The sequence below is a fragment of the Cryobacterium glaciale genome, assembly GCF_004402535.1.
In the GTDB taxonomy this organism is placed as follows: Bacteria; Actinomycetota; Actinomycetes; order Actinomycetales; family Microbacteriaceae; genus Cryobacterium; species Cryobacterium glaciale.
The window spans coordinates 416,741-441,707 of sequence record NZ_SOEY01000006.1 but is presented as its reverse complement, the minus strand read 5'-3'; the positions used below and the strand labels follow the sequence as shown (position 1 = coordinate 441,707).

Below are 24,967 nucleotides of genomic sequence, written 5' to 3'. Positions count from 1 at the left end.
ACATACCTCGACGGCGAAGCTCAGTTCACTCGTCGAAAATTCCTGAACGGAGACAGACATGAATCGTTTGCAAGGCAAAGTCGTCATTGTGACGGGTGCCGGGCGCGGCATCGGCCGCGCTACGGCCGATCTCTTCCTCAGCGAAGGCGCAACCGTCATCGCCACCAGCCAATCCGAGCATTCGGACTTCCCGTCCGGCGTCGAATTCGTTCAGCAGGATGTCGGTGACGAACAAGGATGGGCCGAACTTGTCTCTGGCGTCGTGGCCCGGCACGGTCGGGTCGACGTGCTCGTGAACAATGCTGGGATTATCGCCTACGAGCCTCTCCTCGAGCTGACGATGGCCGCGTGGGAACGCGTCATCGCTGTCAACCAAACCGGCGTGTGGCTCGGCATGCGAGAGGTCATCCCGCACATGGTGCAACAGCGCGCGGGTTCTATCATCAATGTCTCCTCGATCTGGGGGAATGCCGCAGTGGCCGGGGCTCACGCGTACCACGCCACCAAAGGCGCTGTGCGAACGATGTCGAAGAACGCGGCCATCACCCACGCGACGCACGGAATCCGCGTGAACTCCCTGCATCCCGGATTCATCGCGACACCGTTGACGGACGCTCAGTCGGATAACGTCAACGAGTTCGTTATCGGCCAAACCCCCATGGGACGTGCCGGCCTGCCCGAAGAGATTGCTTACGGTGCCCTTTTCCTCGCTAGTGACGAGTCCCGATTCATGACTGGATCAGAGCTCATCATCGACGGTGGATACCTCGCTCAGTAGGAAGGACTGAAATAATGACTATTGAAGAACATCCCCCCACGCAGTTGCTGTCACTCTCCCCGGAGAAGGTGGTGAAAGCCGGCACCGTCGTACTCAAGCTCAATGGGATCGTCAAGACCTTCACCGGTGTCCGAGCCTTGACCAACGTAGATCTGGAGGTCGTCGCGGGAGAAGTACACGCTCTGGTCGGCGAGAACGGCGCCGGCAAGTCCACGTTGATGGCGGTCGCATCGGGAGCCATGGAACCCAACGCTGGAACCGTGGAGATCGTCGGCCAGGTGTTGACCAGCGCCTCCCCAGACGAAGCACGAAAGCTTGGCCTTGGCATTGTGAGGCAAGACCCGGCGCTGCTTCCTCACCTAACCGTTGCCGAGAATATGGCCATCGGCGTGGGCTATGCACTCGCCGGAGGTTTCAAGCGAGCCCCTGGCTGGGCGCAGGCGCACCTGGATCCTTGGCAAATGGGTATCGACGCCCGTTCCCGGGTGGAGGACCTGTCCGTCGAGCAACGATTCATCGTCGAAATTGCCAAGGCACTGGCCCTCAAGCCTCAGGTGCTGATCCTCGATGAACCCACCGAACATCTCAGCAGCGACGAAGTGCAGCGATTGTTCCGTCGAGTGCGGGAGGTTGTTGCCGGTTCGGCTGCTGTCGTCTACATATCGCACCGTATTCCCGAGGTGAAGGAGATTTCGGACCGCATCACGGTTTTACGTGATGGCCAGGTGCGGGGAACCTTCCAAGCTGAGGACGTCGACGAACACCAGATCATCGAATTGGTCATCGGACGGGCCCTCGAAACCGTTTTCCCGCCCAAGGGTGCGGAGTCAGGCGCGATCCGAACCGAAGACCGGCTTAAAGTGGAGGGCCTGCGCGGAAATCACTTCCACGACATCTCCTTCGCCGTCAAAGCCGGGGAAATCGTGGGTCTCGCTGGAGTGCAGGGCAACGGACAGGGCGAGCTCATCCGTGCTCTCGCCGGAATCGAGCCGGCCAGCGGAGAAATCCTCGTCACCGACCGGTCCGTGCGACTAGGAAGCAATGCTGCGGCGGCGCGAGCCGGAATCGTCTATGTCCCGTCAGACCGGCACGGGGAAGGCGTTTTCATGCCCCTCACCGTCGGCGAGAACATCGTCATGAAGACGTTGAGCTCGGTATCCAGGGCGGGCATCATCAGCGAGAAGCGCATCACGCAGGTCGCCAACCAGCAGATCAAAAATTTGTCGATCAAGACTCCGTCCTCCCGAACGGCGATCGCTTCCCTATCCGGTGGCAACCAGCAGAAGGCCGTGCTGGCCCGCACGCTGCTCGCTGAACCGACGGTCTTGCTGGCGGAGGAACCCACCCAGGGCGTAGACGCCGGCGCTAGGGTCGATATTTATCGCATCCTTCGGGACGCCGCCGACAACGGTGCCGCCGTAGTCATCCTCTCCTCGGACGGAGTCGAGCTGGAAGGGCTGTGCGACCGGGTCTTCATCATGTCCCGGGGAGAACTCATCGCTGAACTTGAGGGCGATAAGGTTACCGAGGTCGAAATTGCGCGGGCAGCACTGACCTCGACGACCATGCGGCAACGCGTAGAGGCATCAGGATCACGCTCAGGGCGGTTCCGTAGTTGGTTGCGCGGTGACCACTCCCCAGCTGCAGTTTTGGGGGTGGTGATTCTACTTCTGGCGCTGATTGTCGGGGGCAGTAACGGCGCCTACTTCTCCGCCTTCAGCCTCAACAATCTGTTATTTTTGGCCGCTCCGCTGATCCTCATCGGTGCTGCCCAACAGATTGTCGTCCTAGGTTCAGGCTTTGACCTCTCAGTCGGTCCGCTGATGGGGTTCCTCGTTGTGCTCGCATCCTTTTTCGTCATCGATGGAGGGAACATCGTCCTAGGGCTTGGCCTGATGATCGTTGCGGCACTTGCCGTTGGCTGCATTAACGGGTTCCTCGTGACGCGGTTCAATTTGAGCCCCGTCGTCGTGACGCTGGCCATCGCACTGGGGCTGCAAGGAGCATTCCTCATGCTGAGGACAACGCCGGGCGGAATTATCACGACGGACGTCACCGACCTGGTGTTCGCGCGCGTCGGCTTCGTGCCCGTCGTTACGATCGTGGCGGTTGTGGTCGCTCTGCTTCTCGAATGGGCTCTGCGTCGGAGCCGTTGGGGCGTGGAACTTCGTGCTGTCGGCTCACGCAAGGATGCTGCAGAACGCCTGGGCATCAATGCGCGCCGGGTTCAGCTGCTCTCCTACCTGTTCACCTCATTCTTGGTGATGCCGACTGCGGTCCTCCTGATGGCGCAGATCGGTATCGGGGACGGTCGGCCCAGTCTTCCATTCACGCTGTCTTCGATCACCGTCATCGTCCTGGCCGGTGCGAGCATTTTCGGTGGGAGGGGCTCTTTCATCGGAATCGTGGCCGCCGGGGTCTTGGTTGCCCAAATCCTCGGTATCCCGGCCTTCCTCGGTCTCTCCGGCGCCTGGGGATACTGGCTCCCCGGCCTGATCACCGTCGGAGCCGCCGTTTTGTACGCACAACTGCGCAGAGTAAGGAAGACCTCATGACAAGCCCTGTCGACATGAGAATGGACGTTCGTTGGAAGCGACTGTTCTCGGGCGGTTCTGGTGCCATCTGGATCGCAACGATTGCCCTGTTCCTGCTGAGCCCTATTGTGGCCCCAGGCAGCCTCGACGCCGCTCCCGTAGTTGGCATGTTGCCCTTCGCCGCAGTTCTGGGGATCGCGGCCGTCGGCCAGACTCTGGTCATTCAACAGCGAGGGCTGGACCTGTCGGTTCCGGGCATGATGGCCTTCGGCGCAGTTCTCGTCTCGAGCCTTCCTCAGAATTACGGCTGGCCCGTATGGGCGGCCATCATCGCGGCGATTGTTCTGCCTGGTGCGGTGGGGCTAGTCAATGGCATCTTGGTGACCTACTTCGGCGTCATGCCATTGGTTGTGACGCTGGGTATGAACGCTGTGCTCCTAGGAACCGTCTTCGGTCTCTCGAATGGCACGCCCGCTGGTTCCCCGGCCCCCCTGGCTGATTTCGCTAGCGATAAATCCGCCGGGGTGCCCAATGCCTTGTTGGTCGCGATCCTCGTCGTTGCGCTCGCCGGATTCATCACTCAGCGGTCCACCATCGGTCGACGCCTCACTGCAGTGGGCGTGAGTGAGAAGTCCGCGGCTGCGGTGGGCATCCGGGTGCGAAGCTACCAGATGCTCGCGTACGCCTTCGCGGGTGTCGCCTACGGAATCGCGGCAGTTCTGTACACCGGATATGTGTCGACGCCGCCGCTTTTTTTCGGGGAGAGCTATCTGTTGCCCACGGTGGCGGCTGTCGTCCTAGGGGGCACGGCCCTGACCGGTGGACGTGCCGCCCTCATCTCGACCGGAATCGCGGCTCTGTTTCTCACCCAGTTGGGCCAGCTCTTGCGTGCCCTCGGCTGGCCTGAACCGCTTCAGCTCCTGGCCCAAGCCGGCGTGCTTCTGTCGGTTGTGCTCCTTCGCGAACTCGTGCCGGCTCTGGCCCGAGCGAGAGCGTCGCGCGCTGAACGGTCGACCAGACCTCGAAGCTCGGCCACGGCCGAAGTCGAACCCTCAGGTTCGAGACGATGATGACTGTGACGCCGACCCTCTACTATGTGCCAAGTCGGTATGCCTTCATCTTTCGATACACCGTGGCGCGGGAAATGCCTAAGATGTCCGCTGCTTTCACCCGGTTACCGGATGCCTGTTGGAGGGCCTTCCGAATGGCCTCGAGTTCCATGCGCTCGATGAGGGTCAGCGTCTTAGCGCTCTGCATCGGAGTGGGAAGGTCGGTGGGCTGGATGGCGCCCGACTTTCCTCGGGCCGCCAGCCCGATGATAAGCTGCCGCAGCTCTTTGACGTTGCCGGGCCACGAATACGCGCGCAGCAACTCCTTCGTCCTGTCCGTGAGCTCCAATTTGGCGCTAGGAGCTACCGCATCCGCCAACGTGCGCCACAGGTCAGGAAGGTCATCAGTTCGGTCGCGTAACGGGGGAATCCAGACGCTCTTCACGTCGAATCGTCGCTCAAACTGCTCGGCATCTGTAAGGGAGTCAGCGGTCAAGGTCAGGAGAAGCGGTGCCGTAGGTTGTCGCGTGTCGAGGAGTGACCGCAGCCCATCGAGTGCTGGTTTGTCTAGGGTCTCAATTCCGCGAATGACAATTTCGGTTCGCGCCTGTGTCGCCTCAATCACACGGCCGAGCCACTGGCGTGTCCCCACGATGTGGCGTTCGGCTGCATCAATGAGCGTCATCGACCCCGGCACGGTCCCTGCCTTGTACGGGATTCCGAGGGCCAGCGACGTCTTCCCTACCCCGGTCTCACCGACGAGTATCACGGGAGTGTTGAGCGACCGGAGCTTGTCAATGTGGTTTACAACGGCCAACCATTCCGGCGAACGCCCGGCCATTCGCGGTGCCGGAGGTGTCGGGCGACTGGGGGTTTTGCGAGCGGCTTGCGCACCGACGACCACGACGTTGTTTCCCTGCCCAACCATTGTGAGGTCGAGCTGGGTAAGCCCCGAGGACAGTTCCACGAGGTATCGCCCGCTGGGACGGTCCTCTTGGCCCAGCGAGCGAAGCAGGTTCATATCATGAGCATTCAGTTGGTGGGCCGTCGAGCTTTGAATAAGGGCTCCCTGAGGCCCGAATGCCACGACCGGGGAGTTTTGTTTACGGGACAAATCCAAAAAGACGCTGAACATCTCCCGGGCCCCTGGCTGCTCAACGGACATGAGGTGCTGTTCCAGCTGCGCAGTCAAAGACTTCACCAGCGGTTTAAGCAGGTCGCTGCGAGGTGTCATATCGCAGGACAGGGTGATCACTGCCAGCAACTTGCGCGTGATTGGGTGCAGAACGGGAGCTCCGGTGCACACCGCGTCCTGGTACATGTCGGCGAAATGCTCGGTACCACGGATCTGGACGCTGGCCCCAGTCGCGACGACAGTCCCCACTCCGTTCGTACCGACTACGTTCTCGGCGAGGACCGCACCGCGAACCGTGCCGACCCGATCAAGGTGCGAACGAGATTGCCGATCCTCGGACCAGCGCTGCAAAATTTGACCTCGAGAGTCGGCCAGAAGAAGTGCCAGGCCGGTTCCTTCCAAATCCTCAGCGAACCTGTTCATGGGCGCACCGAGCATGGCAAGGAGGTGCTCGTCGAGGAGTGCCTCCGGAACGTGGGGCACCGGCCCGACGTTGCCCGGGGCGCCGAGCGCCGCTTGGGAGCGTTGCCAGGACTCGACCAGACCGATGTTCCGGATTTCCTGAGGAACCGTCGAACCGAGGAAATCTTCCTTGATTGCCTGGGTCAAGTTCGCGTCAAAGTTCGATGTCACGATTCCACTCCAATGGGGATGTCTGTGAAGGTCAGTCGACATTGCAAGCCGACAGGCAATCAGACGAACTTCATGCTACTAGCGAGAGGCCTGGTGAGCATAGGAGCCCAGTCAGACACGAAGGAAGCATTGCCTTCTGTAGTACCGTATTACGAGAATACCCTATTAGAGCCAAGCGTCAGCGGAAATGCACTTTCCAAACGACCAATGAGGCGCACACGGATCAAAGGAGAACCGGAACATGAACCTGCACGTTGATACCGAAACGCGGGTGAACCTTCGGGGCCACCTCGTTCCCACCGGGCTGTTCATTGATGGAGACTGGCGAGCGACCGACTCGAGTTTCACTGTCACGAACCCTGCCGACGCAACTGTTATTGCCGAAATGGCCGACGGAACAGCTGAGCACGCATTGTCTGCGCTGGACGCAGCAGTCGCAGCCTCTGGAAAATGGCGCCTGTGGTCGCCCCGCCGCCGGGCAGACCTGTTCCACCGCGCCTACGCGCTGCTAACTGAGCGCGCCGATGCCTTTGCCGACGTGATGGTCTTGGAAAGCGGTAAACCTCGGGCAGAAGCACAGGGCGAATTCGCGCTCTCTGCCGGATTTTTTCTCTGGTACGCGGAACAGGTCGCCCACCTGCACGGCACATATCAGGAGGGGTCGCCCGGAGGCTACCGGATTATCGAGACCCACCAGCCCGTCGGGCCCAGCTTCTTGGTAACCCCGTGGAATTTTCCCCTGCTGATGTCTGCCCGCAAAGCCGGAGCCGCATTGGCAGCCGGCTGTACCGTCATTATGAAGTCCGCCCGCGAAACGCCCCTAACGGCGGCACTGTTCGTGCAGACCCTGCACGATGCCGGGTTCCCGGCCGGTGTCGTCAACCTTATCCACACCAGCACCTCGGCCAAGATTTCGACTGCGGTCATGGCCGACTCCCGGCTCCGCAAGGTGAGCTTCACGGGATCGACAAATGTCGGTTCGACCCTGCTCACGCAGGCCTCCGAGCACGTCATTAACTCGTCGATGGAGCTGGGGGGCGACGGGCCATTCATCGTTCTAGATGATGCTGACGTCGATCTGGCGGTCGATCAGGCCATGATCTGCAAATTTCGGAATGCCGGTCAAGCCTGTGTTGCCGCGAATCGAATCATCCTTCACAGCGCTATTGCAGACGAGTTCACGCGCAAGTTCGTCGCACGAACCCGCGAACTCACGGTCGGTGATGGCTTCGACTCGAAGGTCGAGGTTGGCCCGGTCATCTCCCAACGCCAGCTGGACCGCGTCGTCGGCCTCGTGAAGTCCTTTCAGGAAATCGGGGCCACCGTGCTTACCGGTGGCCGCGCGCTCGACGGTGCAGGGTTCTTCTTCGAACCGACCGTCCTAGCCTTCAGCACACTCAAGCACGCGTTCTGCAACGAGGAACTCTTCGCGCCGGTGGCGGCCCTGTACACGGTCGATTCCGTGCCCGAGGCCCTGGCCTTCGCCAACGACACTCATTACGGGCTGGCAGCCTATCTATTCACGAGTGATCTCTCACGGGCGGTCACCATCGCTGAACGCCTCGATTTCGGAATGGTCGGGGTGAACCGGGGCATCATGGCTGACCCCGCGGCACCGTTCGGTGGAATCAAGGCATCCGGACTGGGCCGAGAAGGCGGACACGACGGAATCTACGAATTCATGGAGCGCAAGTACGTTGCGCTCACCATCGACGAGAAGACAGGACTGCTCTAATGACTGTTCCCAGCATTGACAACCAGCTCGGCCTCGGCCTGCTCCGCCAACCTCGGTCAGTGTTTTTTGGCCCGGGCCAACGTCGGCAGATTCCCTTCATAGTCGAACCGCTCGGCACGTCGGTGCTCATCTGCACGGACGAGCGAATGGTGACGACGGCAGAGTTTCGAGACGTCGTTCAATCCCTGGAATCTCGTGCGCTGACCGTCCAGGTCTTCTCCAGTGTTGAACCGGACCTGCCGCGCAGCAACGTGCTTGCTCTGCAGGAGAGGTTCACCTCCACTGGGATCGAGGTCATTGTTGGACTCGGCGGCGGCAGCTGCCTCGATATGGCCAAGGTGGCAGGCCTGCTTCTGTCCCGCGGCGGCGATGTGCGGGACTATTACGGGGAGAATCTCGTCGAAGGACCGGGCTTGCCCGTCGTCACCGTGCCGACTACCGGGGGTACGGGCGCCGAAGTGTCGTGCATTGCCGTCGTCTTTGACGCCGATCGGGGCATGAAGATTGGGGTGGCCAGCGCCTACCTGGAACCGGTCGCGGCGGTCGTTGACCCCGAGCTCACCCTCACCTGCCCTCCCGGTCTCACTGCAGCAACGGGCGCCGACGCTCTTTCACACTTGATTGAGACCTTCACCGACCGCTCTAAGAATCCATCCCCAGAGGAGCTCGCGGCGCACCTGTATGTGGGCAAGAACGTGCTGACGGACATTTACTGCCGTCACGGGCTCTCCCTTCTCGCGACATCCTTGGAACGCATCGTGGCAGATCCCAGCGACCTTCAGGCTCGATCTGACACAATGCTCGCGGCGTTCTGTGGCGGGATGGCGCTGAATACGGCGGGGACCGCGGGTATCCATGCAATTCAGTCTCCGATCGGAAACCTGACCCACACGCCGCACGGATTCGGCGTCGGCGCCCTTCTTCCTTATCTAATGCGGTATAACTTGCCAGTGCGACAGGCTGAATTCGCGGAAATTGGGCGCATCCTTGGTGTGGCGACCGATTCTCAGACGGAACTTGAACAGGCTCGGGCGGCGATCGTGCGAGTGGAACAGATTCTTGCTGCGCTCGGTGTGCCGCTAAACCTCAAGGAACTCGGACTAGAGCCGGAAGACTTCGAATTTGTGGCAGACCAGGCTCTGCTGGCATCGCGTTTGACGGCTAATAATCCGCGCCCGCTGACGAAGGAAAACATCGTCGCGATCCTTGAGCGCGGCTACGCCGACGACCGTTCTTGGTGGAGGATCTAACGCGATGAATCGGACAGTCGCCATTGCCGGCGCCGGCTCGATCGGTGTGGCTTTCGCCGTGTTGTTCGCGTCGGCCGGCTTTTTTGTTCGGGTCTGGGACGTGCTTCCCGAGGCGTTTGACCGCGCTCGTAATGATCTTTGTGACCGTCTTGCCCTACTCAATGAACACGGGCTGATCTCTGAACCGGTCAATGACATTTCGCGGCGGGTGAGTTTTCACGAGATCTTATTCGATGCGCTGCGTGGGGCAGAACTCGTTCAGGAATGTGTACCTGAGCGCCTCGACATCAAGCGCGAAGTTTTCCAGCAACTCGGGGCATACAGCGAGACGTACGCCGTGCTGGCGAGCTCGAGTTCCGCGATCGTATCCAGCGAATTCGCGTCGGCTACTCCCGCGCGTGAGCGAGTGCTCATCGCCCATCCGGGAAATCCGCCGTATCTGATCCCGGTGATGGAGCTTGTTCCCTCGGACTACACCGCCAGGGAGACCGTCGAGCGGGCGACGGAGATCTATCGTGCTGCCGGGCTCAGGCCCGTTCTTGTGCGGAAGGAAGTTGAGGGGTTTCTCTTCAATCGGTTGCAGGGTGCCGTGCTTCGCGAGGCCTATTGCCTCGTTCGGGACGGCGTGGCCTCGGTCGAAGACATTGACGAGGTCATGCGCAGCGGCCTCGGCCGCCGATGGAGCGTGATCGGTCCGTTTGAAACGGTGGACCTCAACACCAGGGGCGGAATCGAATCGCATGCAGCGAAGATGGGCCCGGCCTACGAACGCATGGGCTCGTCGCGGGGCCAGGCCGATCCGTGGACACCAGACTTGATTCAGGCTGTCACGGAACAGCGCCGCTCGATACTTCCGCTGGACCAGTGGGAGAGTCGTGTCCGATGGCGTGACGAAGCCCTTATGAAGCTCAAAACCCACTTTGAGGACCTACCGGCTACCAGGCGAACTACGCCCAGGGTCCCATTCCGCCTATGAGAGGAGCGCCGTTCCCAAGGAGAGGTCGATCCGCGCCCGATATTCGAGCACCGCAAGGGCGCCCGCCAACCGGATGTGTTCTTCGCAGCGTTGGCGGGCGCCGTCCGGATCCCGGTCCACAGCGGCGGACTGAACGATTCCGCGCAGTTCCTTCATCGAGACGTTGACCCGTTCCTTGTCCAGAAATGCGTAGTGCCGAAAGATGCCGATGCGAGTGTGGATGCCCTTCAAGGACGCGGAAAGTACTTCATTCCCTCCACCACGGAGCAGGATTCGGTAAAATTTGTCCTTCGATTCACCCCGGGTATGCAAGTCGCCGGCCAAGTACGTCGTCTCCATGAGTGCAAGATGCTCAATGAGCTCCCCGACGTGATCGGCGGTCGCGTTGCGAGCGAAGAGTTCTCCCGCTAATCCCTCAAGACTGGCGCGTACCTCATACAGAGATTCAATGTCACGAGCAGACAGAATCGTCACAATCGGTCCGCGGTTGGGCAGCATCGTGATGAGGCTCTCTGACTCGAGTTGCCTCAACGCTTCGCGGATGACCGTTCGGGAAACCCCGTAACGCTCGCAGAGGGTGCTTTCGAGAAGGCGTTCGCCAGGATGCATGATGTTGTCGAGTATGTCTTGACGCAGGATCTCGACTACTTGCTGGCGAAGCGGGGCAGCGCGCTGTGCGATGATTCGTGGGTCAGACATATTGTGACCTTCAACGTCGACGAGTGCATGTTGGCGAAGTGCCGGACACTCATTCATGCTAGCGCACGCGCTGTAATACGGTCAGACACGCCTAAATGTTGACCTCAATTTTGCCGTTTGGTGGTCGATATATCGGACACCGGCGTCATTGAACTCGATTCCCGTGATGCGCAGACGTCGCAACGATGGAGATAACGAGGAAATGGGGGTCGTGTATTTCGGCAGAGCAACAGGCAGTAGGCGTACCTCTCCTTTCGTTTCAGGCTCGGATCCAATCCATCACCCTCGAAAGCTCTTGCGCCGGAACCGACGGGCGGTGCGAGCTCGAGGACATTTCCCCACCGAGCAAGCAGCTCTGAAATGCTTGTATCTGGTCACTCGCAGTCTCGACCCGACCGGGGTCGGCCGACTGCGGTGGGTCACGTCCCGTGTAGTGGTGTAGTTTTTGGTTTTTCCTCGTCGTCTTGTTGACGTGGGGAGCCGACGATCAATAGTGCGCGCGGCATGCATCCGCGGAATCGCGATCGATTCGACCTGACACTCGAATGCATCCGCCGCCACTACGAAGGCGAGCAGAGCTCGCTCGAGGAAACACTTCTGCGGTACGCGGACTTCTTTCGCCTGTTCGAGGACTTCCGGGGGTACGTGGACCTCTTCTTTCTGCAGGACCTAGTCAGCGTCGTTTACGCGGCCGTCGAGTTCTTCACCCCGTTCGACAACTTCACCACACTCGCTCTGCCAGGAAATCTCGCAGCCTACGAGCATTATCGGTCGCAGTCCGTCGGGTTCGTCCAGGCGAGAAACGGCCGGATCGCGGACAGCCTCACAGTGGCAGAACGCTCCTAGGGCGAACGCGAGGCTGTCGGCTGATTGCAGCCGTGATGACGGTGTCGTCGAAACCCGCCAGTTGCCCTCCCGAACTCGGCCATGGTTCTCACCGTCCCGCGCGATAGGCTCCGCGTATGCCGAGTTACACCATGCGCGACTGCCCCTCTACAAGGGGTTCAAAGGAAGCTGCAGCACTGGGGTCGCCTTCTGCACCCACACGTGCGGAACCCTGGCCCCCTTGAGGATCACAGTGAATTGATACCCGCCCAGACGACCGCTGCGCCGATCGCGAACAGCAATGCAGCCCCGGACACCACGGTACCGGTGATCGCCAACGGACGGGACGTGGCCGACGAGACGGTGCCCGCTCGTGCGCCGCTGGACTTCACCAACGCGACGATCCCGAACACAAGCCCCGCCGGCCCGCACAGCAGCCCGGCAGCCGGAATGAACCATCCAAACAGGATGGCGATGCCGCCGAGGATGGCAGACGTCAACGCCAGCCCGGCCGGCGGCTTAAAAGCAATGGCTGCGACGACAGGATCGGCGTGCTGGTACGGCGGGGCCCAATGCTGCACGGGCCCCTGCGGTTGCATGTAAAGAGGCGTGGCGTAAGGGCTCGGTGGTACCTGTTGCGGCTGGGCGAGATACACCGGCTGCGGCGGGCCGGGCGGCGCACCCGGTGGGACCTGTGCGCGGGGCTTGGTATCCGCCGTCCACTGAAAGCCGTCCCACCAGCGGATATCACCGGGGAGTTTCGGATCCCGGTACCAGCCTGCAACCGCCATGATGAGTCGCCTTCCTGTTCGCGCACATCTTAGCGAGTAGACCAGCCCGCCCGTCTGTACCGGAGGAAGCGAGAAGTCAGAGATCGGCACCGTGGTCTTTGCCGCCAGCGTTGCGGAGGGCCTGCAGGCCCACGGTCTCGACGCAAGGATGGAGATGCTCGACTGATGACCTGCGGTCACTCGACGACGGGGTAGCAACCTTCCACCCCGCCGATCCGGCCATCATTGAACGCGTCGATCCGGTCGAGAGGGTCACCGTGATCGTCGATGTTGGTCCAGGGGGTTTCGTCGGCGAGGACGGTGAGGGCATTTGTGATCTCGGCAGTATCGCCCTCCTCCCAAGTAAAGATCCGATCCTCGGCGGCCCCGTAAAGAGCAGCGGCGGCGAAGCAGTCCGCTTGGAGCTCCTGTGCGTTCCAGAGGTAATCGTCGGTGATCTGCGATTGGATGGCGTGACCCCATTCGTGGGCGACCACTAGGTAAATGACGGCGTCACCTCCGTTGACGTAGAGATAGTCCATCAGCGCCTGGTCCCAGAGCAGGGTGTTGTCCGGGTAGCAGTAGGCCGCGTTGTCGGGAACGACTTCCTCACCGGCGCAGTACGGCAGGCCTGAGGCGACGTAGGGAATAAAGCCCGTCGGCGGAGTGTATTCGTCGCCGCCGTAGAACTCGGAGAAATGCGCCGACCAGAACTGGTCGACGACGTCGATCGCGTCGGTGATCTCGTCGTCGATCTCCTCAGCGGGGACGGCAGAGTCTGTTCCGGTATCGATATTGTCGGTTACCGTGCCAGTTCTGTCCCCTTGGTAGAGCCCGCCGAGGACAGCCGAGCATCCGGCCAGCATCAACACCACTGCCGCAGCTGCCGCTGAAGTTGCGAGTCTGCGGATCATTCGAGTCTCCCGTCGTCACAGGCTGGATTCAAGATAGTCCAAGTTGTTCCCGTCCGGTATCCCGAATAAGAGGCCGAAGACGGCGGCTGCCTAGATGGCGGTTCGCGAACCCCCGTGTTTTAGGGGGCGATCCGCAAGAGGTCAGCGGTATCGGGGGCGGAATCCGCACTTGGTGGTGTCGGAGAAGAAACAGGCCACAACTCTAGGGTGCACGAGCCGCGAAACACGAGGAGGAATCCGATGAGCACCCGCAACAGCCTCGTCCCCGGCGCCACTCTTCGATCGGTGGTCGCGCGAGTGCGACTTGTGGCGCGGGTTTCGTGGCCACTCTCGGCGTCGACGAGCCCGCCGCCATCAACGCGAGGTTGTTCTGCTCGGATCGGCCCGGACTCTTCCAGCCTCCGCCTAAGCAGCTCCAGTCTCGGTTCGAACCACAGAACGAACTCGACACCGTTGTCGCCCGCCGTTTCCGAGAGGAAAAGTAGTCCCGAGCGTCCGTGAGCCTCGACGATTTCCCGCACGACATTGCAGCTTCAACGACTGAATCTGCAGACGCGCCGTCGTCACATTGGAAGGCGCGACGGCGTTCGTGTACGCGTCGGCGAATGGAACACCTTCAACATCTACACCGCCCGGATGGACGGCGAAGTCTGCCATGGACGACACCATGCCCTTGAGATCCTGGACGATGAGGCGTGATTCCCGCGCAACAGCGACTTCCACGCGGAGCTTGAGGCCAGGCGATGGGCCTCAGCTCAGCCTGAGGGTCTCGGGCAAGTGCAGGGGACAGTGAACTTCGTGGCCTGACCGCGCGGCCCCACGAGCAATCCGACAGACTTGCTGGACCGCTGGAGACCTCGAGCCACCCATCCTTGGTCCCGTGTTCGTTGGGTCCCCAGCGGTTCGAAAGCCCGACGTGCCCCAGAATCAGGGAGTGCCGGCGGGTGCCACAGGTGGTAGAACTTAAGGTGTTCATTCGGGCCCGACGAACAGGGGATGCTCAATGGTTGAGAACGAGCATCGGCCCATCACGCGTGGGGTGAACCCCATTCCCCCAGACGGCTGGCCGTGGCACCTCACGGACTACGAGGTCGACTACGTCCGAGCCTTCAAGGTCCGCCCGGTCCGCGAAGGATGGCCAGGGACGCCGGAGGAGAACTACCGACTCGACCAAGAGGCGTACGGCGTTCAGGTGAACGCGGTCGGCCCGGCGCCTGGGCGGCGCCTTTACCGACTTTGGCTGTGGATCTCAGTGACCGGAGCCGTTGTCACTATCGGAGCGGTCGCAACCATCATCGGTATCAACAACCTGAGCGCCGCCGCGAACTTGAACGAGAGTACGTCGAATATAGAGGCTGTTCTCTGATGTCCGACTCCCTCCCTAGCCACGAACCCGCGTCGGAAGACCGTGTCGTGGGCGAACCCGCGCCACGCCGCCGGAAACCGAAGACGATCGGCGGGGGCTTGCTCCTGGCGTTGCTGCTGTCGTCCACGCTGTTCGCTGGCGCCGCCGGGCTGTTCTACTTCTGGTCAGTCAACCAGCTGAGCCTCGCCGAACATCAACACTCCGTTGCAGTCGAGGCGATGGACGCGAGAGTCTCAGAGGAAAAGAGAACAGCCGCAATCGAGAAGAAGCGGAAGGCAGATGCGGCGGCAGCCACGGCTGCCGCCGCGGCTGCCGCCGCCCGCAAGGAGGCGGAGAAGGCAGCCCGAGATAAGTCGTACACCGACGTGGGGTGGAGCGTCACGATCGCCGACGGCATCTACTACGCACCTGTCCAAGGTGAGTACTACTGCACCGACGCTCCAATGTGCGCGATCTTCAGCATCCTCACCGACCAGCCCTGCATGGCAGGGGTGTTCGTCGCAGTGTCAATGCTCCGGGGCGACGTCTCCTACGAAGGCGTTTCAGGGGTTTCAGCGGGCCTCCCGGCCGGTGGTCAAGCACAGATGGAGCTCAGCGCGTCGTCGGACGGTGACACGTACCAGATCACCGACGTTCGCTGCGTCGGCTGAACGGACAACCGCCTCATGCGTCCGCGCAGAGGCTGAATGGAATCAACGCTGAGCGCACGACCGATCCACGGCGCAGAGCAGTTTGCGGGTCAATCACGCAGGGCACAAATGTGAATGTGAGGGTCTGCACGACACTTGATCAGCCCAAAATACGGGACAATCAAGCACTTTCGTTTAGGCCATCGAGCACTGCCTGAGGTCACGTCCCGCGTCGTGGGGGAGTTTGTCGACATCGTGCGGGTCAGTTGTTTGATTATGCCGTGGCGAGTTCGGGTATGGGAACTACCTCCTCGATCTGGGGCGTGGGCGTGGTGAGGGTGTCGAGGTCACGCATGGACGTTTCGGAGAGGTAGCGGCGGTCGCCGGCTTCCCATGCGTCGTGTTGCTCGACCAGGACGGCGCCGGCCAGGCGCAGCAGCGCTGCCGGGTTGGGGAAGACGCCGACAACGTCGGTGCGGCGTTTGATTTCCTTGTTGACGCGTTCCATCGGGTTCGTGGACGAGATCTGACGCTAGTGCCGGAGCGGGAAGCTGCAGAAAGCGAGCACGTCGTCGCGGGCGCCGTCGAGCATGACCGCGACCTGCGGGTGCGAGGTGGTGAGCATGCGAACGACTTCGTCGAACTGTGCGTTGACGTGCTTCGCATCGGGTTGGGCGAACGCGGTGCGGATGATGGACGCCCCCATCTGCTGGCCAGCCCGTAAGATCACGGAGAGGACGTTGCGCATGAAGTGCACCCGGCAGCGCTGCCACACGGCGCCTTGGAACACGACGCTGATCGCTTTCTTCAGCCCGGTATGCGCGTGGGAAATGACGAGCTTCACCCCGTCGAGGCCGCGGCTTTTCAACGACCGCAGGAACGCCGTCCAGAAGCCTTCGTTCTCGCTGTCTCCCACGTCAAAGCCCAGAACTTCCCGGCGACCGTCGGCGGCGACCCCGAACGCGACCACGATCGCCTGAGACACGACGCGGTGGTTGACGCGTGCTTTGCAGTAGGTCGCGTCGAGGAACACATACGGGTATCCCAGCGCGGACAGGTCCCAGTCACGGAACGCGCCCACTTCGGCGTCGAGGCTGGCGCAGATCCGCGAGACCTCGGACTTGGAGATGCCGGTATCGGCGCCGAGTGCTTTGACGAGATCGTCGACTTTGCGGGTGGAGACGCCATGCAGATACGCCTCCATCACAACGGCGAACAGGGCCTGATCCACCCGGCGGCGGCGCTCCAGCAGCGACGGGAAGAATGATCCCCGCCGCAATTTGGGGATCGTCAAGTTCAGATCTCCTGCCCCGGTCGTCAAGATCCGGGGGCGTGAGCCGTTGCGTTGTGCCGTGCGCTCATCGGAGCGTTCAAACGGGCCGGCGCCGATGAAGGCGGATGCTTCGGCGTTGATCAGCTCCTGGTAGAGCTTCTCCGTGGCCGAGCGAACCCGGTCGGTGACGTCGGTTTGTTTCAGTTGGCCCAGCAGGTCCAACAGGGCAGACTGGTCAAGAGCCATCGTGTGTTGTGTCCTCTCGTGAGATTCCTAGACAGTTCTCACTGACCATCGCACGATGGCTCCCCACGTCAACGGGATGACGGGAAAAACCAAGAACTACACCACTACACGGGACGTGAGCGCTGCTGAGGAACAGATACCGCAGCAGCGACCGCAACGCCGTAATCGTCAGCTTCGCTGTTCCCACCGACAGTTGGGGAATCGTCGATGAGACAAACTCCGCGACCACTTTCGCATCGACCGTGTCCCATTCCAGCACCGACCCGCGCAACCGTGAGACGACGAACGGCGCCGCCAGCGCCCGGTAATACACAACCGTCGTCGGAAAAAGTGCTCGGTCACCCAGTAAAAACGCAGCCCAGCGGTCCAACACCGCATCAACAGGCCCCACCGGAGCAGCGACGCACGCAGTTGCGGACGGGATCGCGCCAACCGAGCGCAGAAAAGTGAGCAGCGGGGCCAACTGCCCCGTCGACGACAAATCAACGTGGGTCTTCTTTCGCGCGATAAGGAACCGATCGATTACCGCCGAAACCAGCTGCGCTGCTGAGAGATGCTCGGTGCTGCACCACCCGCTCAAATGCGCGAACAACCGCATCCGCGACCCGATGGACGTCGGAGCATACGCCGACCCAGCCAGATACCGTTCGAGTCCTGCAGCCCATGACTCGAACGGTCCAGACACGGAAACATTCATTACAACGACCACTGCGTCTTCCGTCGCTCGACGAAGGACCAGCGTGGACCCGGGCCCTGATTATGCCGACAACACCCACGCCGATGCCAGCACAGACAAGGGATCCACCGTCAACATCGGCATAATCCGGACATCGGCATAATGCTGGTTATGCCGATATCGGCATAACCAGCACATGAGTGTTCCGTTGTCGACGTTGGTTGGTCCGCCTTGTCCGGCGGGGTGGACGTGGTGGACTTCGGTCCAGCGGGCGGGGATGGTGCAGCCGGGGATGATGCAGCCTCCGTCGCGGGCGGCGATGGCGGCGCGTTGTTTGGCGGTGAAGCAGCGTATTTTGTCGCCGAGGGAGAGGATGGCGCCGTGGTCGCTGAGGATGATTTTTTGGGCGCCGCCGGTGCAGAGGGTTTCTTTGACCCGGCGGAAGCTGATGGGGGCTTCGATGCCGTCGATCCAGCCGACGCCGCGTTCGTTGTCGAGGTCGGTGGCGTTGATGTGGATTATGACGGTGGGGGCGGCGCCGCCCATGGTCGGGGTTTTCGGGTCGCGGGCGGCTGATTCGAACACGGCGCGGAGGATGTCGGCGCGTTTCTCGCCGGCGGTGCGGCGGTCGCCGTCGTAGCGGGTGTCACCGGTGAAGGGGTCGGCGCTGAAGCGTTCACCGTCACCGTTGGGATCGTCGAGAGTGAGGCCGTCCAGCGCGGAGCCGCTGCCGTCAGTGGGTTCAGCGGGTTCGGTGGGTTCAAACCGCGGCGTGCGCGACCGTGCGGACAGGTGGGTGTCGAAGAGGGTGTCCATGATGCCGCTTAGTTCGGGGGTGACGTCGGCGCGCAGCGGGTAGAGGCCGTTGCGGAGCAGGCCGAAGGTGGTCGAGGTCGTCCTGCATGACCTTGCCGTGCAGCGCGGTGAGGGTGGTGGCGATGACCTCCGCCGACTCGATACCCAGCTCGCCGCTGCCCAGTCCGTCGGCGATGACCGGGTACCGGGCGGGCACGGGCAGGCCCATCGGGGTGCGTTCGACCGTGGTTTCACCAAGTTTGAGGCGGCGTTTGGCTTCGCGGCCGGAGATGCCGGCGAGTTGGCTGATGAATTCGACCCCGTTGCGGCATCCGTTTCGGTAGGCGAGCGACCCGCTGCCGAGATCGGTCTCAGCGCGAACGCCAATGTCGGTGGTGGCTCGTAGCCTGGCCCCATCGACCTTGCGACCCAGCCCTTCGAGGGCTGCCAGCACCGCGACGGCTTCACTGTCACCGAGGTGACCGAACCGAACCCCGTTCAGCGCCGCAGCCAGAATCGACCCGGCCTGAGCGACCGCCGCCACCAGGGATCCCTCGGGTTCCGGCACAGGGCCGGGTGCGGCGGGCGGGGCGGTGAGGGTCATGGCGACGGTGCCTCCTTCACCCACAATCCTAGCTCAAATCGCCCTTAAAGGCGAGAGATTCTCAACAATATGATGACGTCTACTCAGAAATATATTCTGATTTGCAACAACGGATCGACGCGCGGGCGCCTCCATCCTCGCAAGCGGAGCGGGCAGGATGTCGGTGACGACGAGGCAGCTGGCCGAGCACGGCAGGTCGTCATCGATCGCCTCTTAAAACAGTGGTTACCAGTCGGAGACCGAGCGGTCTCTGACCGTACGGGAATTCAGCGCGACCGTTCGACGGCGCCCGGTGATCATTCCGCCGGCAGCAGCACGAAATCTCGAGGATTGGTAGATTCAAGTATGCGAGAACTCCAGGCGCGAATCATCGCGGAACTCAACGTCTCACCCACCATCGAACCGGCCGCCGAGGTGCGCCGCCGGGTGAAATTCCTCAAGGACTACCTCAAGCGCACCGGCGCCCAGGGCCTCGTGCTCGGCATCAGCGGAGGCCAGGACTCCACCCTCGCCGGCCGGCTGTGTGCGATGGCGGTCGACGAACTCGTCGACGAGGGGCACCCGGCGACTTTCGTGGCCGTGCGCCTGCCCTACGCGGTTCAGCGCGACGAAGCGGATGCCCAACTCGCGTTGGAATTCATCCGCCCGCCCTCGCAGGCCACCTTCAACATCGAACTGGCCGTCGACGGTTTCGAGAGCGAATTTCTGGCGAGCCTCGACTTGGCCATGACCGACTTCACCAAGGGCAACGTCAAGGCGCGCTCCCGCATGATCGCCCAGTATGCCCTGGCCGGTCAGCTCGGTCTACTCGTAGTCGGAACCGACCATGCCGCCGAAGCGGTGACCGGATTCTTCACCAAATACGGCGACGGCGGCACCGACATCCTGCCCCTGACCGGGCTGACCAAGCGTCAGGGCCGAGCCCTGCTGATGGAGTTGGGCGCGCCCGAACAGCTCTACCTGAAAGATCCCACCGCCGACCTGCTCGACCACACTCCCGGCCAGACCGACGAGGCCAACCTCGGGCTGCAATACGAGCACATAGACGACTTTCTCGAGGGCCAGCCGGTCGAAGACGAAGTGGCCGACGCCATCGAAGCGCGCTATCTCAGCACCGAGCACAAGCGTCGGGTGCCGGCGTCCCTCTTCGACGAGTGGTGGAAGTAGTTCTCGACCGGGTGACAAAAAACGAGCCGGCCAGCGCTGCGAAAGCGCCGACCGGCTCGTTGGTATTGCTCTAATCGTTTAGAGCGTGGGCGCCGCCGAGGATCGCGTGAGCGGGTCGGTGCTGCGCACCTCGAGCTTGTTCACGTCGTCGAGCAGGCGCTGGGTCTCCGTTGAGGCATCGGACCCAGATACCGGTGAAGCGGATGCCGGTCCACGGTTGACGGCCGCGGGCGTGAGCGGCGCTGCCCGTATGGGCCCCGGTGCGGAATCGCTCGCGTTGTACTGGTCGTGATGTTGTTGGGCGACCCACGCTTCCTGCTCGGCGAGCAGGCTCTTCTCGGTGGAGGTGTTCTGCGCCTTCCACCGGTCCAGATCACCCTGAAAGATCTTCCGTGCGCGGGCCGGCTTGTTCTGCCATTCGACCAGGCGGTCACGAAATTCAACCAGGGCCGGTTCCAGCTGGTAGCCGAACGTGGCAGAGGTGCGCTTGAGTTCGTACAGTTCGTGGGCGGCCCAGTTGGCGGCGATTCCCGCTCCGCGGATCGGCAGCAACCGCACCTGGAAGTCGGCCTGGCCGACCGCGCGGTCGCTCATGACCTGCTCCTGCGGCGTCAGCGAATTCCAGACGGATGCCTCGGTGGCGGCATCGACGAGGGTCGCTATCGCGGCCACCTTGATCTCACGATCCCGTTGGGTGATGAGCCGTTTGACGGCCCCGCGCGAGATCAACGCGGCCAGCACGCTGGCAATGACGATCGCGCCGATGAACACGACCGCGGTGAAAACCAGCGGTCGGGTGCTGACGTCGGTAAACCAGGCTACGAAGCTATTCCACCATTCCATGTGGTGGATTTTATCCGCGCCGAGCCCCGTTGTCGGGGACCAGACGCGGCGTGCCCCCGCCCAAATGCAGTTAAAGGTGCCCGCTAGCGAAAGCAGTCGACCGCGTCGTCGATGCGACAAAACAGGCCGAGCTCGCGGGTTCGGGTCGCGAAGACGACGCGCCGAGCGCTAAATCGATCGCCGTCGACGCCCGCCTGGCGTTCGATATAGCCGATGACAGCGCCGCTGGGGTCGACGATACGCCACAGCCCGTCGCGCACGAGGATGAAGCTGCGGCCACGCACGGGCGGCATGGCTGAGCGAGTACGTGGTGCACTGAGAGTGGACATGCGAGCTCCTTCGTTGCAAATCAGTGATACCAGCCGGCCGCAGGTGTTTCCTTCACCGTATGGGTGACCACCGACATCCGCTTTCGGCGAACAGGCGCAGTGAAGGCCGGTTCGAACTGCGGGCAGAGCAGGCGACGAGTTAGGCTGAACGGGTGCAAACTTTTGTGGTGGCAGGCGGATGTTTCTGGTGTCTCGATGCTGTTTATCGGGTCTTACGCGGAGTGAGCGACGTGGTCTCCGGGTATACCGGCGGCACGACCGCCACTCCGAACTATGAAGCGGTCTGCACCGGGCGCACCGGCCATGCCGAAGCCGTTGCTGTGACCTTCGACCCCGACGTCATTCCGGCCAGCGTGATTCTCGACGTGTTCTTCACGCTGCACGATCCGACCCAGCTGAACCGCCAGGGAAACGACGTGGGTACCCAGTATCGGTCGGCCATGTTCTACACCGACGATGGGCAGAAGCAGTTGTTCGAGACGGCTCGCGATCGGGCGGCCGAGTGGTGGGGCTCCGGCATCACGACCACGATCGAACCGCTCGGCGACTATCACGAGGCCGAGGATTACCACCAGGACTTCTTTAATAAGAACCCCGGTCAGGGCTACTGCATGGCCGTCGCCGTGCCGAAGGTCAACAAGATTCGCAAGTCGTACTCCGAATACCTCGTCAGCTAGCTTCTCCTCCCCAGCACTTCGGTGGCAGGATTCTCCACCGATTCCGTGCGGCTCGCACCGAGACGGTGCTTCGGGCGGCACACTCGCGGTGTGCGACCTGGGGACGACGAAGACTGGCACGAGTTGTCGTTCCCGGGTCGTGTGCGCCGGCGGACCGCCTGGCGCCGAGCGCTTGCGTCTTCACGCGACCACCGTGCCGGGAGAAATCATGAGCGACCAAATCACGATATCCGGAGTCATCGGTACCGTCCCCCGTTTGACCTTCGGCAAGAACGGGGCTCCGATCACCACCTTTCGGGTGGCCTCACGCCAGAGCCACCGTGACAAGGCCACGGACGCATGGATCGTTGACGAGAGTTGCTGGTACTCCGTCACGACGTTTCGCCAGCTGGCCGCGAATGCGGGGAAGTCTCTAAACAAGGGCGAGCACGTTGTCGTCACCGGACGGCTGGTCATTCGCCAGTGGACCAACGCGGAAAAATCCGGGACTTCCGTTGAGATCATGGCCGAATCTGTCGGTCACGACCTCACCTGGTACACCACGACGCCGGTGCGCAGCGCGGCACCGAGCCGTGCTGGTGCCGAGCGGAGCAGTACCGAGCAGACCGGATCGGGTCCGACCGAGTCGGAACCGGTGGAATCCTTTGAATCCGCCGACTCCTGCGCCGCATACGAGGCTGGCCCCGGCCCGACCGAGCGTTCCGGAGACGGCTTCATTCCGGCCGACGCCGACGCTGATCAGGATGCGTATGCGCGTTTAGACTCGTAGCATCGTCCACGTGCGTGGACCGGGGGAGGCAGTTCGTGAGCGTGGCAGAACCAGCAGGGCAGAAAATGACGACGGGTTCCGCGCGACGGCGCACCCGCCGCTCGCCGCGTACCGGGGGAGTGGTGGGCGCCGGAGTGGTGGGCGTGGTACTGCTCCTCACGATCAGCCTGACGGCCTGCACCGGCGGCCCGGCGGAGCCCGCGTCCAGCGGGACAGCGTCGTCCGGCTCCGCTACACCCGAGGCCTCGGCAACACCCGAGCCCGACCCGACCCTGCTGCCCACCGGAACCGCTGCCGACAACCTCGTCTACTTCAACTTTCTGGCCGCCGCGGTCACCAAGGCCAACCCGGCCGCCGACGGACGCGCCTACATCGACGCGCTCGTGGCCGGCGGGTTCGACCGTGCCGCCATGGAAGTGACCTTCGATCGCACCCAGGCCGATCTCGCTGCCGACGCCGTACAGTTCTCGGTGCGGTTCGCCGGCGAATGCCTGATCGGCCAGATCGGACCGGCCAGCGACGGCTTCCACAGCGTGGTCGCACCGATCCTGTCGACTGGTTTGTGTCTGGTCGGGGGCACCCGGCAAATAGACTGGTAAACACTATGGCCGAATTTATTTACTCAATGGTCCGCGCTCGCAAGGCGATCGGCGAAAAGCTGATCCTCGATGACGTCACCATGTCCTTCTTTCCCGGCGCCAAGATCGGTGTCGTCGGCCCGAATGGGGCCGGAAAGTCCACCATTCTCAAGATCATGGCTGGCCTGGACACCCCCAGCAACGGCGAGGCGAGGCTCTCTCCCGGCTACACCGTCGGCATCCTCATGCAGGAGCCGCAGCTCGACGAGAGCAAGACCGTACTGGAGAACGTGCAGGAGGGTGTCGGGCCGATCAAGGCCAAGGTCGACCGCTTCAACGAGATCAGCCTCGCCCTCGGTGAGCCCGACGCCGATTTCGACTCCCTGCTCGCCGAAATGGGCGTGTTGCAGGAAGCCATCGATGCAGCGGATGCCTGGGACCTCGACTCCCAGCTCGAGCAGGCCATGGACGCCCTGCGCACCCCGCCGGGTGACTCCGAAGTATCCAACCTCTCTGGCGGTGAGAAGCGCCGCGTCGCACTGACCAAATTGCTGCTGCAGAAGCCTGACCTGCTGCTGCTCGACGAACCCACTAACCACCTCGACGCGGAGAGCGTGCTGTGGCTCGAGCAGCACCTCGCCAAGTACCCGGGCGCCGTGCTCGCTGTGACCCACGACCGGTACTTCCTCGACCACGTCGCCGAGTGGATCGCCGAGATCGACCGCGGACACCTGTACCCGTACGAGGGCAACTACTCGACCTACCTCGAGAAGAAGCAGGAACGTCTGCTCGTGCAGGGCAAGAAGGACGCGAAGCTGTCTCGTCGTCTCGCCGACGAACTCGAATGGGTGCGTTCCAACGCCAAGGGCCGCCAGGTGAAGTCGAAGGCTCGACTGGCTCGCTATGAAGAGATGGTCACCGCGGCCGAGAGCACCCGCAAACTCGACTTCGAAGAAATCGTGATTCCGGTGGGCCCGCGCCTCGGCGCCCAGGTCATCGACGCGACCAAGCTCGAAAAGGGCTTCGACGGGCGCATGCTCATCGACAACCTCAGCTTCACCCTGCCGCGCAACGGCATTGTCGGCATCATCGGCCCGAACGGCGTAGGAAAGACCACCCTGTTCAAGACCATCGTCGGCAAGGAGCCGCTCGACGGTGGTGAGCTCAAGATCGGTGAAACGGTTGACATCTCCTACGTGGACCAGGACCGTGGCGGCATCGACCCCAACAAGACGCTCTGGGAAGTCGTCTCCGACGGACAGGACTACATCCAGGTCGGCAAGACCGAGATTCCGTCGCGCGCCTACGTGTCGACGTTCGGTTTCAAAGGTCCCGACCAGCAGAAGAAGGCCGGTGTGCTCTCCGGTGGTGAGCGCAACCGTCTGAACCTGGCCCTCACCCTGAAGCAGGGCGGCAACCTGCTGCTCCTCGATGAGCCCACCAACGACCTCGATGTCGAAACCCTCGGTTCCCTCGAGAACGCACTGCTCGAGTTTCCGGGTTGCGCAGTGGTGATCACCCACGATCGGTGGTTCCTCGACCGGGTGGCCACGCACATCCTCTCGTATGAGGGCACCGACGACAACCCGGCCAACTGGTACTGGTTTGAGGGCAACTTCGAGTCGTATGAGCAGAACAAGATCGAGCGTCTCGGCCCGGATGCCGCCAAGCCGCACCGCTCCGCCTACCGCAAGCTCACCCGCGACTAAGAGAACCG

23 protein-coding genes and 1 pseudogene are annotated in these 24,967 nt (G+C 62.3%); 14 read left to right on the top strand and 10 right to left on the bottom strand.

The window, feature by feature from the left end; all coding sequences use genetic code 11:
• Positions 1-58 precede the first annotated feature (58 nt).
• From E3O06_RS03825 to E3O06_RS03815, 3 genes are read left to right on the top strand one after another with little or no spacing between them, the layout of a single operon-like run.
• Entirely contained in the window at positions 59-778 is a 720-nt protein-coding gene (locus E3O06_RS03825; protein ID WP_134501642.1) for an SDR family NAD(P)-dependent oxidoreductase, read from the top strand.
• Positions 779-792: 14 nt separating this feature from the next.
• On the top strand, positions 793-3,333 hold the full coding sequence (locus E3O06_RS03820) for an ATP-binding cassette domain-containing protein (RefSeq protein ID WP_134501641.1): 2,541 nt from the start codon (positions 793-795) through the stop codon (positions 3,331-3,333).
• The gene (locus E3O06_RS03815) at positions 3,330-4,382 is read left to right on the top strand and encodes an ABC transporter permease (RefSeq protein WP_134501640.1); all 1,053 of its coding nucleotides are present in this window, start codon (positions 3,330-3,332) and stop codon (positions 4,380-4,382) included. Before E3O06_RS03820 ends, E3O06_RS03815 begins: the two co-directional genes overlap by 4 nt.
• Before the next feature lie 22 nt (positions 4,383-4,404).
• On the opposite strand, the gene E3O06_RS03810 is transcribed toward E3O06_RS03815, so the two are convergent.
• Positions 4,405-6,129: a sigma-54-dependent Fis family transcriptional regulator gene (locus tag E3O06_RS03810; protein WP_166788089.1), complete on the bottom strand. Its 1,725-nt coding sequence runs from the start codon at positions 6,127-6,129 to the stop codon at positions 4,405-4,407.
• Between the two features lie 241 nt (positions 6,130-6,370).
• Here E3O06_RS03810 and E3O06_RS03805 point away from each other — a divergent pair, with 241 nt between their 5' ends.
• The 3 genes from E3O06_RS03805 to E3O06_RS03795 are packed head-to-tail and all read left to right on the top strand — an operon-like array spanning position 6,371 to position 10,090.
• Entirely contained in the window at positions 6,371-7,864 is a 1,494-nt protein-coding gene (locus tag E3O06_RS03805; protein WP_134501638.1) for an NAD-dependent succinate-semialdehyde dehydrogenase, read from the top strand.
• Complete coding sequence (locus E3O06_RS03800; RefSeq protein WP_134501637.1) at positions 7,864-9,114, top strand: iron-containing alcohol dehydrogenase; 1,251 nt, start codon at positions 7,864-7,866, stop codon at positions 9,112-9,114. Before E3O06_RS03805 ends, E3O06_RS03800 begins: the two co-directional genes overlap by 1 nt.
• 4 nt (positions 9,115-9,118) lie before the next feature.
• Positions 9,119-10,090: a 3-hydroxyacyl-CoA dehydrogenase gene (locus tag E3O06_RS03795; RefSeq protein ID WP_134501636.1), complete on the top strand. Its 972-nt coding sequence runs from the start codon at positions 9,119-9,121 to the stop codon at positions 10,088-10,090.
• Here the strand turns inward: E3O06_RS03795 and E3O06_RS03790 are convergent.
• A complete protein-coding gene (locus E3O06_RS03790; protein ID WP_134501635.1) occupies positions 10,085-10,789 on the bottom strand; it encodes a GntR family transcriptional regulator in 705 nt (234 codons plus the stop codon). The two genes, E3O06_RS03795 and E3O06_RS03790, sit on opposite strands and share 6 nt — an antisense overlap.
• 486 nt (positions 10,790-11,275) lie before the next feature.
• On the opposite strand from E3O06_RS03790, the gene E3O06_RS03785 reads away from it, so the two are divergent.
• On the top strand, positions 11,276-11,635 hold the full coding sequence (locus E3O06_RS03785; protein WP_420898863.1) for a DUF6994 family protein: 360 nt from the start codon (positions 11,276-11,278) through the stop codon (positions 11,633-11,635).
• A 227-nt stretch (positions 11,636-11,862) separates the two neighbouring features.
• Here E3O06_RS03785 and E3O06_RS03780 read toward each other — a convergent pair whose 3' ends face one another.
• Both E3O06_RS03780 and E3O06_RS03775 read right to left on the bottom strand, forming a co-directional pair.
• Positions 11,863-12,495: a DUF2510 domain-containing protein gene (locus E3O06_RS03780; RefSeq protein ID WP_206751362.1), complete on the bottom strand. Its 633-nt coding sequence runs from the start codon at positions 12,493-12,495 to the stop codon at positions 11,863-11,865.
• Positions 12,496-12,581: 86 nt separating this feature from the next.
• Positions 12,582-13,298, bottom strand: a complete 717-nt coding sequence (locus E3O06_RS03775; protein ID WP_134501632.1) for a neutral zinc metallopeptidase — start codon at positions 13,296-13,298, stop codon at positions 12,582-12,584.
• Between the two features lie 1,003 nt (positions 13,299-14,301).
• On the opposite strand from E3O06_RS03775, the gene E3O06_RS03770 reads away from it, so the two are divergent.
• The gene (locus E3O06_RS03770) at positions 14,302-14,664 is read left to right on the top strand and encodes a hypothetical protein (RefSeq protein ID WP_134501631.1); all 363 of its coding nucleotides are present in this window, start codon (positions 14,302-14,304) and stop codon (positions 14,662-14,664) included.
• Positions 14,664-15,314, top strand: a complete 651-nt coding sequence (locus E3O06_RS03765) for a hypothetical protein (RefSeq protein ID WP_134501630.1) — start codon at positions 14,664-14,666, stop codon at positions 15,312-15,314. The genes E3O06_RS03770 and E3O06_RS03765 overlap by 1 nt, the downstream gene beginning before the upstream one ends.
• Before the next feature lie 253 nt (positions 15,315-15,567).
• Here E3O06_RS03765 and E3O06_RS03760 read toward each other — a convergent pair.
• The 4 genes and pseudogenes from E3O06_RS03760 to E3O06_RS17420 all read right to left on the bottom strand — a co-directional run bounded on the left by E3O06_RS03760 (position 15,568) and on the right by E3O06_RS17420 (position 18,887).
• Positions 15,568-16,812: pseudogene (locus E3O06_RS03760) on the bottom strand (IS256 family transposase).
• Positions 16,802-17,497, bottom strand: coding sequence for a hypothetical protein (locus E3O06_RS03755; RefSeq protein WP_134501629.1), 696 nt, complete (start codon positions 17,495-17,497; stop codon positions 16,802-16,804). Before E3O06_RS03755 ends, E3O06_RS03760 begins: the two are co-directional and overlap by 11 nt.
• 72 nt (positions 17,498-17,569) lie before the next feature.
• Complete coding sequence (locus tag E3O06_RS17425) at positions 17,570-18,304, bottom strand: HNH endonuclease signature motif containing protein (RefSeq protein WP_166788087.1); 735 nt, start codon at positions 18,302-18,304, stop codon at positions 17,570-17,572.
• Complete coding sequence (locus E3O06_RS17420; RefSeq protein ID WP_166788086.1) at positions 18,249-18,887, bottom strand: hypothetical protein; 639 nt, start codon at positions 18,885-18,887, stop codon at positions 18,249-18,251. The genes E3O06_RS17425 and E3O06_RS17420 overlap by 56 nt, the downstream gene beginning before the upstream one ends.
• Positions 18,888-19,232: 345 nt before the next feature.
• Between E3O06_RS17420 and nadE the strand changes: the two genes are divergently transcribed.
• The gene (nadE, locus tag E3O06_RS03745; protein WP_134501627.1) at positions 19,233-20,054 is read left to right on the top strand and encodes an ammonia-dependent NAD(+) synthetase; all 822 of its coding nucleotides are present in this window, start codon (positions 19,233-19,235) and stop codon (positions 20,052-20,054) included.
• Positions 20,055-20,132: 78 nt separating this feature from the next.
• On the opposite strand, the gene E3O06_RS03740 is transcribed toward nadE, so the two are convergent.
• Positions 20,133-20,897 carry a hypothetical protein gene (locus tag E3O06_RS03740; protein WP_174843201.1) on the bottom strand — a complete coding sequence of 255 codons (765 nt, stop codon included), beginning with the start codon at positions 20,895-20,897 and terminating at the stop codon, positions 20,133-20,135.
• Positions 20,898-20,980: 83 nt separating this feature from the next.
• Complete coding sequence (locus E3O06_RS03735; RefSeq protein WP_134501626.1) at positions 20,981-21,226, bottom strand: DNA mismatch repair protein; 246 nt, start codon at positions 21,224-21,226, stop codon at positions 20,981-20,983.
• A gap of 152 nt (positions 21,227-21,378) precedes the next feature.
• On the opposite strand from E3O06_RS03735, the gene msrA reads away from it, so the two are divergent.
• The 4 genes from msrA to ettA all read left to right on the top strand — a co-directional run bounded on the left by msrA (position 21,379) and on the right by ettA (position 24,959).
• Positions 21,379-21,903 carry a peptide-methionine (S)-S-oxide reductase MsrA gene (gene msrA / locus E3O06_RS03730; protein WP_134501625.1) on the top strand — a complete coding sequence of 175 codons (525 nt, stop codon included), beginning with the start codon at positions 21,379-21,381 and terminating at the stop codon, positions 21,901-21,903.
• Positions 21,904-22,111: 208 nt separating this feature from the next.
• Positions 22,112-22,672: a single-stranded DNA-binding protein gene (locus E3O06_RS03725; RefSeq protein ID WP_134501624.1), complete on the top strand. Its 561-nt coding sequence runs from the start codon at positions 22,112-22,114 to the stop codon at positions 22,670-22,672.
• Between the two features lie 65 nt (positions 22,673-22,737).
• Positions 22,738-23,271, top strand: a complete 534-nt coding sequence (locus E3O06_RS03720) for a DUF6993 domain-containing protein (RefSeq protein ID WP_241979844.1) — start codon at positions 22,738-22,740, stop codon at positions 23,269-23,271.
• 5 nt (positions 23,272-23,276) lie between these two features.
• Positions 23,277-24,959: an energy-dependent translational throttle protein EttA gene (gene ettA, locus E3O06_RS03715; RefSeq protein ID WP_134501623.1), complete on the top strand. Its 1,683-nt coding sequence runs from the start codon at positions 23,277-23,279 to the stop codon at positions 24,957-24,959.
• Positions 24,960-24,967 lie beyond the last annotated feature (8 nt).

Bases quoted from the DNA above. Each gene is read 5' to 3' on its own strand.
- E3O06_RS03825 (WP_134501642.1), top strand. From the start codon at position 59: ATGAATCGTTTGCAAGGCAAAGTCGTCATTGTGACGGGTGCCGGGCGC.
- E3O06_RS03820 (WP_134501641.1), top strand. From the start codon at position 793: ATGACTATTGAAGAACATCCCCCCACGCAGTTGCTGTCACTCTCCCCG.
- E3O06_RS03815 (WP_134501640.1), top strand. From the start codon at position 3,330: ATGACAAGCCCTGTCGACATGAGAATGGACGTTCGTTGGAAGCGACTG.
- E3O06_RS03805 (WP_134501638.1), top strand. From the start codon at position 6,371: ATGAACCTGCACGTTGATACCGAAACGCGGGTGAACCTTCGGGGCCAC.
- E3O06_RS03800 (WP_134501637.1), top strand. From the start codon at position 7,864: ATGACTGTTCCCAGCATTGACAACCAGCTCGGCCTCGGCCTGCTCCGC.
- E3O06_RS03795 (WP_134501636.1), top strand. From the start codon at position 9,119: ATGAATCGGACAGTCGCCATTGCCGGCGCCGGCTCGATCGGTGTGGCT.
- E3O06_RS03790 (WP_134501635.1), bottom strand. From the start codon at position 10,789: ATGTCTGACCCACGAATCATCGCACAGCGCGCTGCCCCGCTTCGCCAG.
- E3O06_RS03775 (WP_134501632.1), bottom strand. From the start codon at position 13,298: ATGATCCGCAGACTCGCAACTTCAGCGGCAGCTGCGGCAGTGGTGTTG.
- E3O06_RS03770 (WP_134501631.1), top strand. From the start codon at position 14,302: ATGGTTGAGAACGAGCATCGGCCCATCACGCGTGGGGTGAACCCCATT.
- E3O06_RS03765 (WP_134501630.1), top strand. From the start codon at position 14,664: ATGTCCGACTCCCTCCCTAGCCACGAACCCGCGTCGGAAGACCGTGTC.
- E3O06_RS17425 (WP_166788087.1), bottom strand. From the start codon at position 18,304: ATGGACACCCTCTTCGACACCCACCTGTCCGCACGGTCGCGCACGCCG.
- E3O06_RS17420 (WP_166788086.1), bottom strand. From the start codon at position 18,887: ATGACCCTCACCGCCCCGCCCGCCGCACCCGGCCCTGTGCCGGAACCC.
- nadE (WP_134501627.1), top strand. From the start codon at position 19,233: ATGCGAGAACTCCAGGCGCGAATCATCGCGGAACTCAACGTCTCACCC.
- E3O06_RS03740 (WP_174843201.1), bottom strand. From the start codon at position 20,897: ATGGAATGGTGGAATAGCTTCGTAGCCTGGTTTACCGACGTCAGCACC.
- E3O06_RS03735 (WP_134501626.1), bottom strand. From the start codon at position 21,226: ATGTCCACTCTCAGTGCACCACGTACTCGCTCAGCCATGCCGCCCGTG.
- E3O06_RS03725 (WP_134501624.1), top strand. From the start codon at position 22,112: ATGAGCGACCAAATCACGATATCCGGAGTCATCGGTACCGTCCCCCGT.
- E3O06_RS03720 (WP_241979844.1), top strand. From the start codon at position 22,738: ATGACGACGGGTTCCGCGCGACGGCGCACCCGCCGCTCGCCGCGTACC.
- ettA (WP_134501623.1), top strand. From the start codon at position 23,277: ATGGCCGAATTTATTTACTCAATGGTCCGCGCTCGCAAGGCGATCGGC.